General features: G+C 52.1%; 10 protein-coding genes and 1 tRNA gene. 6 read left to right on the forward strand and 5 right to left on the reverse strand.

Annotated elements, in window-relative coordinates; all coding sequences use genetic code 11:
- The first annotated feature begins 136 nt into the window (after positions 1 to 136).
- From fbaA to ACFQRK_RS22470, 5 genes are all read left to right on the forward strand, one after another.
- Positions 137 to 1,216, forward strand: a complete 1,080-nt coding sequence (gene fbaA, locus ACFQRK_RS22450; protein ID WP_379010526.1) for a class II fructose-bisphosphate aldolase — start codon at positions 137 to 139, stop codon at positions 1,214 to 1,216.
- Positions 1,217 to 1,353: 137 nt separating this feature from the next.
- Entirely contained in the window at positions 1,354 to 1,980 is a 627-nt protein-coding gene (locus tag ACFQRK_RS22455; protein ID WP_379010527.1) for a hypothetical protein, read from the forward strand.
- A gap of 19 nt (positions 1,981 to 1,999) precedes the next feature.
- Positions 2,000 to 3,550, forward strand: coding sequence for a glutamine-hydrolyzing GMP synthase (guaA, locus tag ACFQRK_RS22460; RefSeq protein WP_379010528.1), 1,551 nt, complete (start codon positions 2,000 to 2,002; stop codon positions 3,548 to 3,550).
- Positions 3,507 to 4,763, forward strand: coding sequence for a hypothetical protein (locus tag ACFQRK_RS22465; RefSeq protein WP_379010529.1), 1,257 nt, complete (start codon positions 3,507 to 3,509; stop codon positions 4,761 to 4,763). The genes guaA and ACFQRK_RS22465 overlap by 44 nt, the downstream gene beginning before the upstream one ends.
- 18 nt (positions 4,764 to 4,781) lie before the next feature.
- Entirely contained in the window at positions 4,782 to 5,957 is a 1,176-nt protein-coding gene (locus ACFQRK_RS22470; RefSeq protein ID WP_379010531.1) for an RsmB/NOP family class I SAM-dependent RNA methyltransferase, read from the forward strand.
- A gap of 13 nt (positions 5,958 to 5,970) precedes the next feature.
- Here ACFQRK_RS22470 and trxA read toward each other — a convergent pair whose 3' ends face one another.
- Positions 5,971 to 6,267 carry a thioredoxin gene (gene trxA / locus ACFQRK_RS22475; RefSeq protein WP_379010533.1) on the reverse strand — a complete coding sequence of 99 codons (297 nt, stop codon included), beginning with the start codon at positions 6,265 to 6,267 and terminating at the stop codon, positions 5,971 to 5,973.
- Positions 6,268 to 6,391: 124 nt separating this feature from the next.
- Here trxA and ACFQRK_RS22480 point away from each other — a divergent pair, with 124 nt between their 5' ends.
- Complete coding sequence (locus tag ACFQRK_RS22480) at positions 6,392 to 6,688, forward strand: DUF202 domain-containing protein (protein ID WP_379010534.1); 297 nt, start codon at positions 6,392 to 6,394, stop codon at positions 6,686 to 6,688.
- Positions 6,689 to 6,697: 9 nt separating this feature from the next.
- On the opposite strand, the gene ACFQRK_RS22485 is transcribed toward ACFQRK_RS22480, so the two are convergent.
- The 4 genes from ACFQRK_RS22485 to ACFQRK_RS22500 form a co-directional block, all read right to left on the reverse strand.
- Positions 6,698 to 7,573, reverse strand: a complete 876-nt coding sequence (locus ACFQRK_RS22485; protein ID WP_379010535.1) for a DMT family transporter — start codon at positions 7,571 to 7,573, stop codon at positions 6,698 to 6,700.
- Between the two features lie 159 nt (positions 7,574 to 7,732).
- Positions 7,733 to 7,816, reverse strand: a tRNA-Leu gene (locus tag ACFQRK_RS22490).
- A 191-nt stretch (positions 7,817 to 8,007) separates the two neighbouring features.
- Positions 8,008 to 11,193, reverse strand: a complete 3,186-nt coding sequence (locus tag ACFQRK_RS22495; protein WP_379010537.1) for an efflux RND transporter permease subunit — start codon at positions 11,191 to 11,193, stop codon at positions 8,008 to 8,010.
- Positions 11,194 to 11,233: 40 nt separating this feature from the next.
- On the reverse strand, positions 11,234 to 12,400 hold the full coding sequence (locus ACFQRK_RS22500) for an efflux RND transporter periplasmic adaptor subunit (RefSeq protein WP_379010538.1): 1,167 nt from the start codon (positions 12,398 to 12,400) through the stop codon (positions 11,234 to 11,236).
- Positions 12,401 to 12,404: the final 4 nt, after the last annotated feature.

Raw genomic sequence — 12,404 nt, forward strand, 5'->3', positions numbered from 1 at the left:
GGCCAAATAAAAAAAGAAGCCTTTCGCGTTGGTCAGCCGGTGCCTCGGGAGGTACAAGAATGGCCAAAGAATTACGCAGTTTCGAAAAATTATGTCTAATTTCGAAGCCGTTAAACAACGATAACAAGAGAATACCATGAGTTTGAAAGATTTTAAAGGAGTTGTTACCGGAGATGCAGTTCAGGAATTGTTCGAAGCAGCCAAGACCCATAAATTTGCCCTGCCTGCGGTCAACGTAATTGGTACGAATTCCATTAACGCGGTAATGGAGACCGCGAAAGCCGTGAATTCGCCGGTAATTATCCAGCTGTCTAACGGCGGTGCGCAGTTTTATGCAGGTAAATCATTAAATAACGACGGCTTAAAAGCGTGTATCCTCGGAGCGGTATCGGCCGCTCAGCACGTTCATCTGCTGGCAGAGCACTATGGCGTAGCCGTTATCCTTCATACAGACCATGCAGCGAAAAAGTTACTTCCCTGGATCGACGGCTTGCTTGACCATGGCGAGCAATTTTTTAAGACCCACGGAAAGCCGTTGTTTTCTTCCCACATGCTCGATCTGTCTGAAGAACCCATCGAAGAAAATATCGAGATCTCAAAAAAATACTTGACCCGGATGAAACCGCTAGGCATGACGGTGGAGATCGAACTGGGCGTAACCGGCGGGGAAGAAGACGGCGTGGACAATTCGGACGTGGACAGCGCCAAGCTATACACGCAGCCCGAGGAAGTTGCCTATGCCTATGAAGAGCTCAAAAGCGTAAGCGATAAGTTTACCGTAGCGGCTGCTTTCGGCAATGTGCACGGTGTGTACAAACCCGGTAATGTAAAACTGCAACCCATTATCCTCCACAATTCGCAGGAATATATCCGGCAGAAATTTGGTCTATCGGCAGAAAAACCGGTCAATTTCGTGTTCCACGGCGGATCCGGCTCTGCTCCGGAAGAAATTACGGAAGCCATTTCCTATGGAGCCATCAAAATGAACATCGATACCGATATGCAGTGGGCGTTCTGGGATGGTGTCCGTGAATACTATCAAGCCAAAGAAGGCTATCTGCAAAGCCAGATCGGGAATCCCGAAGGACCCGATTCACCCAATAAGAAATATTACGATCCGCGTGTTTGGTTGCGCAAGGGCGAAGACACTTTTGTCAAGCGGCTTACACAAGCATTTGCCGAACTGAACGCACTGGATGTGAACAGCAAATTATAACCTTTCACCTCCTTTCTGGTGTAAAACCCTTGCCCTTTCCGGCAAGGGTTTTTTGCGTTAAAAATACCCACAATTGAGTATTTTCTCCAGACGTCCCCCGTCGTAGATTTACCGCATATATACACATCGTAACAATCATGAAAAACTACCGTCATTATTCCCTGAAGTGCGCCTTTATTCTGTGTGCGCTGATCGCAACTTCCTGTGCCAAGAACGAATCCAACCCCCAGGAAGAGGACAAGCCGGATGGCAACACGATTCCCAATTCCCTGCACATCGCCTTTGAAACCCCCCACTGGCAACGCCAAATCGATTGCACACACCTCGATCTTCAGCCATCTGATATGGCATCCGATAACACGATTTTCTATGTGTTTGCTTCGTCGGAATCCACGCGTAACACGTTCGTGCTGTCCTATCCGAAGCATGCGAGCGAGTTGGAAAAGCCGGGTAACATCGGTAAATTCCCGGTGGCTGAATATAGGAATCCGACCGGACCGTTCCAATATGGGATGATATTACCGCTGGATGACGACAAACTCGACTTCTCGCATGGCCGTCTGGTGAGCAAAGCCGGAAGTTCAGCGACGGAATTCACCGAAATTACGGAAATCAAGCGGGTAGGGACCGACGGCACCTACGCCCTGTTCCAGATCAAGGGTCGGTACGGTTTTAATTCCACGTTTCAGAAGGGTCTCAATGATGAAGCCGGCGACTACGTAAAAGGTACATTTCATTTAAAGGTACGGGCACTTATTGAATGAATTTCCGTACCTTTGGCGCATGCCAGAAAAAATCATGATTCTTGATTTCGGCTCCCAATATACCCAATTGATAGCACGTAGGGTGAGGGAACTGAATGTTTACTGCGAAATTCATCCTTATAATCACCTGCCTGAGTTTGACGAAACGGTAAAGGGCGTTATTCTTTCGGGAAGCCCTTATTCGGTTCGCCAACCGGATGCGCCCCAGGTCGACTTCCGGGCGCTCCAAACCCAGTTTCCGGTATTGGGGGTATGCTATGGAGCACAATACATTGCCCAGCATTCGGGAGGAGAAGTCGTCGCTTCGAAAATCCGCGAATACGGCCGGGCAAACCTTCATTTTGTTGACCATGGCAACCCGTTGCTGGCAGACGTTCCTGTGGATTCTCAGGTATGGATGTCGCACGGCGATACCATTTCCGACATTCCCGCTGATTTTGAGATCATTGCCAGTACCGACAAGGTGAAGGTAGCGGCATACCACGTAAAAGGCACCCGGACGTACGGCATCCAGTTCCACCCGGAAGTAACCCACAGTACGGATGGCACTACCTTGCTGAAAAATTTCGTCGTCGATATCTGCGGCTGTACGCCTTCGTGGACCGCCGATGCCTTCGTGGAAACAACGGTAGCGGCACTCAAAGAGAAACTGGCCGATGATCACGTCATTATGGCGTTATCCGGAGGAGTGGATTCTACGGTAGCGGCAGTCTTACTCCATCAGGCCATCGGCAAAAACCTCCACTGCATCTTCGTGGACCATGGATTGTTGCGCAAAAACGAATACGAACAGGTGCTGGAATCGTATCAGCACATGGGGCTCAATATCAAGGGGGTAAATGCAAAAGATCGATTTTACCAAAAATTGGCCGGTGTGAGCGATCCCGAGCGGAAACGCAAAATCATCGGTGCCGCATTTATCGACGAGTTTGATGAAGCGGCACACGCCGTTCAGTCTGAACTGCCCGAAGGAGTGTCGGTTAAATGGCTCGGTCAGGGAACGATTTATCCGGATGTCATTGAATCCATTTCCGTAAAGGGCCCATCGGCCACCATCAAATCCCACCACAACGTTGGCGGGCTGCCCGATTTCATGAAATTGAAAGTGGTCGAGCCGCTTAATACCCTTTTCAAAGACGAAGTGCGCAGGGTGGGAAAAGCCTTGGGCGTAGCGCCCAATATCCTGGGGCGGCATCCCTTTCCCGGACCGGGGCTCGCCATCCGGATTCTGGGTGAGATCACCGCAGAAAAGGTACGGATTTTGCAGGAAGCTGATGATATTTACATCCGCAATCTGCGCGAATCGGGCTGGTACGATAAAGTGTGGCAGGCGGGCACCATTTTCCTGCCTGTACAATCGGTAGGCGTGATGGGCGACGAACGTACCTATGAACACGTGGTAGCGTTGCGTGCAGTGGGTTCGCTTGACGGGATGACCGCAGATTGGGTGCACCTGCCTTACGAGTTACTGGCAAAGATATCAAACGAAATAATCAATCACGTAAAGGGTATAAACAGGGTTGTATATGATATTAGTTCGAAACCGCCAGCTACGATTGAATGGGAATAAATGGTTAATCGGGCTGGCACTTGCGTTTCTGGTAGGTGCTTGTACCCCTAAGGTGCGGGTATTGCGCGGTACGGGAACCAAGGCGCCCCCCAAGACCCAGAAACCCGCGGAGAAGGAAAAAGCAGAAGAAAAGGTTGCGGAAGCCGAAAAGGTCGACGTGAACAACATCGCGTTGTTGTTGCCTTTTGAATTGGATAAGGCCAATCCGCATGCACCCAGTACCGAAGATATCCGGCGCTCGGCGTTGGCGCTGGATTTTTATCAGGGTTTTAAATTGGGGCTGGATGCACTCGCGCGTAAGGGAACGAACTTCAAAGTGAATGTGCTTGACACGCGCGACGATCCCGCCGAAAACACCCGCATCGCGAAAATGGAGGAGGTACAGAATGCGGCATTGGTGGTCGGTCCGGTATATCCAAAAGAAATCCAGGTGTTTGGGTTCAATGCATCGCTGGATGAGGCGCTTCAGATCTCACCCTTGGCGGCCAGTATGCCTTCGGAATTCAACCTTCCCAATCTGGTCACCATTACCGCACCGATTACTACCCACGTAAGGGCATTGGCCGAACGCATTGCCCAGCAGTATCAATCCGGTGACGCCGTGATCTTTTACCAAACGCAGGACGCCGCAAGCAGGCAGTTTCTGGCGCCGCTGAAGGCGGAAATCGGCCGGCTCAAGCGGGATATCGCGGTAGTGGAAGTGACAGACGACGAGTCATTGGAGAGCAACGTGCACCTGTCGGGAAAAAACCTCGTGGTGCTGGCCACCACCAACAAATACCAGATTTCCCCCATTCTGGCACATTTACGGAAATTGCAGGATGAGCTTTCCTATCAGATTCAGCTGTTTGGGCATCCGAATTGGGCAAAACTGGATTTTGATGAGTCCGATGGATTGGCATTGTTCCGCACCTGTATCACGAGTTCCTATTACGTGGATAAAGGACGCGCGGAGGTGCGCGATTTCGATGAGCGATATCAGCAAGAATTTAGTGTGCCCGCCACGGAATTTGCGTACAAAGGATACGATGCAGCGTATTACTTTGGCGGGCTACTAGCCAAATACGGTGCCGATTATAAGGATCACGTTACGCGGGAAGAATACAAGGGGCTGCATAATCGGTTCAAGTTTGAACACAATGCGAGCTGGGGATACGTGAACAATGCCGTATACATCCTGCAATACCGGAATGGTGATTTCTTGCCATTATAGGAAATAGCGGGCGTAGCCATGAACTTCGAACGGCGGATAAGCCAGCAAATACGGACGGTAGAACGGCTGTTGCACGAATATCAGCAACAGCCTACGGTGCCGTTGGCCCGCTTTCTCACCGGATTTTATAAACGCAACCGCCAAATGGGCGGAAACGATCGACGAACCGTCTCGCGCCTGGTGTATCGGTATTTCCGCCTGGGCAACGCGGCCAAGCAGGCAGACCTATCTACGCGGTTGGCTCTGGCAGCGTTTTTATGCAACGAGGACAGCACGCTCGTCCAAGTCGTGCTTCCGGAACTGTACCCGGAAATTGGCTTGCCAATGGATGAAAAGATTGCCCTGCTTGAGCGTCAGACCGATTTCCGTTCCGAGGATGTGTTTCCCTTCCAGGCGCACCTGTCGGATCCGATCGATCGGCATCAATTCGTGAAAAGCCTTTGGACCCAGCCCGACCTATTCATCCGCCTGCGCCGTCGTTATGCGGATGAAGTGCAAGAGGCACTCCAAGATGCGGGCATTTCCTACGAGCAGTTGGACACCTTTACGTTGGCGCTGCCGAATGGCGTTTCGCTGGACCGCCTCGGCGGAATCGCCGGGAAGTATGCCGTACAGGACTATTCTTCACAACAGACGGGTGCTTGTTTCGAGGCTTCGGCGGGCGAAAGCTGGTGGGATGCCTCAGCCGGGGCAGGAGGGAAGTCGCTCTTATTATTGGACAGGCAGCCGGGTGTGAATCTGTTGGTATCAGATATCCGGCCCAGTATACTACGCAACCTGGACGAACGTTTTGACGAAGCCGGCATCCGGAAGTACCGGCAGAAGATTCTGGATCTAACCAAGGATACGACCGCCATCCTGGGTGACGAGCAGTTTGACGGCATCATCCTCGATGCGCCCTGTACCGGGTCGGGTACGTGGGGGCGGACGCCCGAGATGATTTCATCGTTTGAGAAAGGGACGATCTCGCATTTTGCTGCCATTCAACGGAAAATCGCCACGCAGGTCATCACGCACCTGAAACCGGGGAAGCCGTTGATTTATATTACTTGCTCTGTGTTCGCGGAAGAAAATGAGCAGGTGGTCGCTCACCTTCAGGCCACGGGTTTGGTTGATGCAGAGCGGGTGGCACTTCTGCACGGTTACCGCCATCGTGCCGACACCATGTTTGCGGCCCGACTGATCAAACGCTGATCCATCGATCCGATCAGGCGTTTTCTTTTAGGAGCCGCTCCAGCTCATTTGCCGGAAAAACCCCCGATTGGCGCCACTTTATCTGACCGTTTTTGAAAATCATCAAGGTGGGCACGCCACGTATCTGATATTTGGCCGCCGCCTGTGGATTTTTATCGACGTCGATTTTTATAATGGACGCCGCATCGCCAATACGCTGCTTGACATCTTCCAGAATAGGCGCCTGCGTTTTACAGGGACCGCACCAGGTAGCGAAAAAATCTACCAATACGGGTTTGTCGCCATTAATCAAGTCATTAAATGTGCTCATTTTTTCAACCTCTTTTTAATCAACGCCTTTCCCTGTCCATTTGTTTTCTCGGCTGCAGCAAGTGCGTTTCCTGCAAAGAAGCAATTTTCTCGTGTCATAACCAAACACTGCGTATCTTTGTGAGATGAACAAAGATCTGATTTTACGCGAACGGCTGGCCATTCAGCGCACCATCATGGCTAATCAGTCCACCTTTTTGTCCTTCCTGCGGACATCCATGTATTTCGCTGTAGCCGGTGTATCATTGGATCAATTGGTCAAGTTGCCCGGCGGGCATATCATTGAATACATTTTCCTGGTTATTTCCGCGGTGGTGCTGGTCGTGGGCGTGATAAATTACGTTATCCAAAAGCGGAAAATTACCGAAAGCGAGCGGCATATCGGTAACTATAAGCTTGATTACGAGAATAATGCGGTCTAGGTAATTGGATCACCCCGCAAATTTCTTTGTACACAACACGCACAGAATAACGCCCACCGTGACGGCTAATATACCCATGCTTACTTTTTCATGAAGCAACGAAGCGGCTAATGCCAACCCAAAAAAGGGCTGCAGGAGTTGCAGCTGCCCAACGCTTGCGATGCCGCCCTGTGCCAGCCCGCGGTACCAGAAAATAAAACCGATAAACATACTGAATAGCGATACGTATCCCAGGCCCATCCACGCCCCGGCACCAATGCCGTCGACCGAAGCGGGCATGTAGATAAATGCAAAAGGCAACATCACCGGTAACGAAATAACCAGCGCCCAGGAGATTACCTGCCAGCCTCCCAGCGTTTTCGTGAGTTTGGCGCCTTCCGCATAACCCAACCCGCACAGAAGGATCGCCGACAGCATCAAGATATCACCGACGGGCGACGCGGTCAGTCCCTGGGCTATGGCATAACCGACCACCAGAAGACTGCCCATAATCGAGAACAACCAAAAGATCGGCCGTGGCCGTTCTCCGCCCCGGATGATGCCGAATACCGCCGTAGCAATGGGCAGAATGCCTACGAAGACAATGGAATGGGCAGAAGTCACATGTTGCAGCGCCAACGCACTCAATAGCGGGAACCCCACTACCACACCTACCGCCACGATTGACAACGGCAGAAGCTGCTTTACGGTCGGGCGTTCTTCCTTAAAGACCAATAAAGCCGCCAATGCCAGCAAACCTGCAATGGAAGCCCTGGCCACCGTTAGGAATACCGGACTGAACGCCAGAATGGCAACCTTGGTGGCCGGTAGTGAACCGCTGAACAATATGACACCGATAAGGCCGTTCACCCAACCCTGCGAAACGTTTTCTTTTACCCCTTGCATACACTTTCTATCCTTATGAAGTTGATCGCAAAAGTGGGTAAATCCAAGGACTACGTACAGTTACAATTTCTGAAATTTATAGGAGTACAGTTATTCAGGTCACTGTTAATTCAGGTCAAAAAAAATGCGACTCTGAATAGAATCGCATTTTTGTGTTTGTGCCCGGAGAGAGACTCGAACTCTCAAGGGACTGCTCCCAACGGCTTCTGAGACCGCAACGTTTACCAATTTCGCCATCCGGGCGGCACTTTGATCCTCTCGGATCGGGACGCAAATATAAGGGTTTAATTGAAAAAGGAAAATGAAAAAATGGGAAATTGAAAATGATGAATTGAAAATGTGCATCCGCTCGCTGTTTCAACTTTCCACTTTCAATTTCTCACTTTCAACTTTCAATTTCCCGCTTTTCATTTCCTAACTTTTACTCGCCCCAATCACTCTTCCTCATCATCCGTATGCAGCATATCTTGGTGTTCTTCCGGCTTATAGGACGCCTGAAGTGCTGCCAGTTTCTTTTTGCCGTAGGCCATCTTGGTAATCAATACAAACAAGACCGGCACAATGAAAATGGCGAACAGGGTAGCAATCAACATCCCGCCGAACACGGTCCAGCCAATGGTTTGGCGGGCAATGGCTCCTGCACCGGCCGAATACATCAGCGGAACAATGCCCAGGATAAAGGCGAACGACGTCATGATAATGGGACGCAGCCGCAGTTTTACCGCTTCAAGGGTCGCTTTCAAAAGGCCCATGCCGATATCCACCCGCTCCTTGGCAAATTCGACGATCAGGATCGCATTCTTCGCCGCCAAACCGATAATCGCCACCAGGCCGATCTGGGCGTAGATGTTGTTGTCGAGGCGCGGCAGGAGCATAAGCACCAGGATGGCCCCGAATATGCCTAGGGGTACCGAAAGCAGAATCGAAAACGGTACCGACCAGCTTTCGTACAATGCCGCCAGGAGTAAGAATACAAAGATGATACAGAGGGCAAAGATCATCACGGTCATATTTCCCGCTTCTTTTTCCTGGAGACTCAGTCCTGAAAACTCATACGTAAAGCCCGCACCCAATGTCTGCTCGGCCGTTTCTTCCAAAGCCCGCAACGCATCCCCACTGCTGTAGCCCGGCGCCGCACTTCCCATCACATCGATGGAACGGAATATATTGAAGTGGTTGATGATGGACGGACTTTCGATAATCTCGTGCGACACCAAGGTGCTCAGTGGCACCGGATTTCCCTGTTGGTTCTTCACATAGAGCTGATTGATATCGGCAATGTCCATACGGAACGTCGTATCCGCCTGGGTAACCACCCGGAAACTCCGGCCGTAGCGGGTAAAGTCATTTACGTAGCTGCTACCCAGGAACGACGAAATGGTGCTGTATACGTTCGAAACCGGTACGCCCATGCGTTTCGCCTGTTCCCGGTTCACCTTCACCAGGTAGTTGGGAGTGCGTGAGTTGAACAACGTATACGCCATTCCGATTTCCGGGCGCTGGTTGGCTGCCATCAGGAATTTCCCTACCTGGGCTTCGAAATCCTTCACATCGCCACTACGTTGGTCGATGATCTGTATACTGAAGCCACCGCTGATTCCGAGGCCGGGTATAGCAGGAGGCATTACGGGTAGGAGCGTCGCCTGTTGCAGCCGTGCATACTTCTGCTGCACGCTGGCTACGATTTCCTGGGCTGTGCGGCTGCGTTCTCCCCAGGGATGTAACTGGACGAAAAACGTACCGCCATTGGGCTTGAACGAACGGTTCAGCAGGTTGATCCCAGCGATCCGCATGATGTTCTTGATTTCGGGATTTTCTCTCCGCAACGAATCCGATATGGCGTCCAACAGGTTGGCCGTACGTTCGGACGATGCGCCCTCGGGTAGTGTAACCCCCACCATAAATACGCCGGCATCCTCTGTTGGGATGAACCCGGTGGGTTTGCTCGTAAACAAACCCACTGTCCCCACGTAAATGCAGATCAGCAGGATGATGACCAGCGGAGCACGTTTAATAACCACCCGCACTGCGCTGGAATACCGCTTCGTAACCCGGTCAAACCATACGTTGAACTTGTAAAATAACCGGTTGATGCCCTTTGATTTTTCATTAAACTGCGAAGGCTTAAGCAGCAATGAACACAAAGCAGGCGTGAGGGATAAGGCCACAAACGCCGAGAGCAGTACCGAAACGGCGATGGTAATGGCAAACTGTTGGTAAAGTTGCCCCACCATACCCGGAATAAAGCCCACCGGCACAAATACCGCCGCCAAAATCAGCGCGATGGCGATAACCGGAGCCGTAATCTCCTTCATCGCCCGCCTCGTCGCCTCCGGCGCCGACAGTTTATCGTGATCAATGTAATGCTGTACCGCCTCCACCACGACGATCGCGTCGTCCACCACAATCCCGATAGCCAACACGAACGCCAGCATGGTCAGGTTGTTAATCGAGAAGCCGAACAGGTTAAAGAAGATAAAGGTACCGATAATCGAAACCGGAATTGCCAATACCGGGATCAACGTCGCCCGCCAGCTTTGGAGGAAAATGAACACCACCAGCGTAACCAGTATCAGGGCTTCAACCAACGTATGGAGCACGTTGCTGATGGACTCCTGGATCACCGTTACCGTTTCGTAGTTCACCACGTAATCCACATCGCTCGGAAAATCCGCCTTCAGCCGCTCAAGTGCCGCGTAGATGCCTTCCGCGGTTTCCACGGCATTTCCGCCGGGCATCTGGTTCACCATCATAGCCGACGACGTGATTCCGTTAAGTTTGTTGGTGATGGAGTAGGCAAACTCACCCAGCTCCACCCGTGCCACGTCCTTCAGGTATACCATGGATCCATCGGCATTGGTCTTGACGATGATCTGTTCAAACTGTTCTTCCTCATTCAAGTCTCCGTCCAGGATAACCGGATACTCAAAAACCTGGGTGTTAACCTGCGGCCTAGCGCCGACACTACCGCCGGGCATCCGGATGTTCTGCTCCTGGATGGCCGCATTTACGTCTGCCGGGGTGAGGCCGAGGTTGGAAAGCTTGGTGGCATCCAGCCACACCCGCATACTGAACGGCTGGCCGAATGCCATTACGTCGCCCACGCCTTGTACGCGCATCAACGCGTCCCGTACATACAAGTTTACATAGTTTGCCAGAAACTTCTGGTCGCGGGTACCATTTGGCGAGATCAGGGAGATCATCATCAATACGTCCGTATTGGCTTTCCGGGTAACTACGCCTAAACGCCGGACGGTTTCCGGCAAGGCCGGTTCGGCGATGCCCACCCGGTTTTGCACGTCCAGCGTCGCAATGTCGATGTCCGTGCCGACGTCAAACGTTACGGTGATGGACGAGCGTCCATCGGACGTGCTGTTGGATTGCATATACGTCATTCCGGGCGTTCCGTTGATCTGGCTTTCGATCAGCGTGGTTACGGTCTGTTCCACCGTTTGCGCGTCCGCCCCGGTGTATGTCGCCTGTACCTGTACGGTGGGAGGCGAGATATTGGGGTACTGGCTGATGGGCAGGGTACTGATCGAAATGATACCTATCAACGTAATCAAGATGGAGATAACGATGGAGGTGACGGGTCTTCTTATGAATACTTCTGAAATCATGTTGTTGCTATCCTAAATACTTGATGGTCGTCTTTCTGCCTTATTTCTTTTCGGCAGGTTGGGTCACTTGCACCTTGGCCCCGGGCCGCAGGTTGATGGTACCATCGGTCACCACCTGTTCGCCACTCGAGAGCCCTTCGTTGATGACCACCCGATCCGCTACCTTCAATCCGAGCCGTACACCCCGCTGCTCCACGGTGCTGCTGTCGGTTAATACATATACCGACGTTTGCCCAAGCTGCTCGATAATCGCACGGTAGGGGATCACCAATTGTTTCGATTCCGACTGGTTGCGAACATGTACGGTGGTGGCCATTCCGGCGCGCAGCAGCTCATCCGGATTGGTAAAGCTGGCGCGCACGGTGATGGTACCCGTATTGCGGTTTACCGCGCGGTCCATGGCGATGATTTTGCCCGGGTAGGGGTAAGCCTGCCCACCGGGCAATGTGATCGAAATCAGGGAATCACGCAGCACGGCGTCCGACCGGCGCAGCGTACTGAAATGCGGAATTTCACGCTCATTTATCGGAAAGTCCACCGCGATGGGGTCGACAGATGAAATGCTGTTAAGCAACGTTGACCCTGCAGAAACCAATGCACCCATGCGGACCTGTGAGATACCGATGGTGCCGCTGAACGGTGCGATGATGACCGACCGGTTGAGGTTCGTCTGCGCTGTGGTCAAAGCCGCCCGTGCGGAAGCCACCTGTGCCTGCGCATTATTGAAATCGGTTTCCGCATAATCCAGCGTTTGCTTCGCGATGGCATCCTGTTCAGCCAGCTTCCGGTAGCGCTCCACATCCCGCTGAAGGCGGGCAAGGTTGGCTTCGGCAATGGCGAGATTGGATTTCGCCTGTTCCACATCGGCAGCATACCGGGTGCGGTCTATTTCGTACAGCTTCTGGCCTTTGGAAACCGAGGCACCGTCCGTCACGAATATGCCGGTAATGTACCCACTCACCTCTGCCCGCAGCTCGGTTTCGTTCAGTGCCACCACATTCCCCGGATAGTTGTTCGTCCCTACCACCATTTCTTCGGTGACCGGTGCCGTTGTCACTGGAAGGGCTTGTTGGGGAGGCGCTTGCCTTTGTTGCTGGTTATTGCAGGCGGCAACCAACCCGGCTCCGGCAAGGAGCATCGCTGCAAGGCTATGTTTGTTCATGCTGGTCATTTTCACGGTATTCTTCGTTGTTTTAAGTTCTTTCATTGTG

Origin of the sequence: Parapedobacter sp. GCM10030251, assembly GCF_042666505.1 — a bacterium.
Classification (GTDB): domain Bacteria; phylum Bacteroidota; class Bacteroidia; order Sphingobacteriales; family Sphingobacteriaceae; genus Parapedobacter.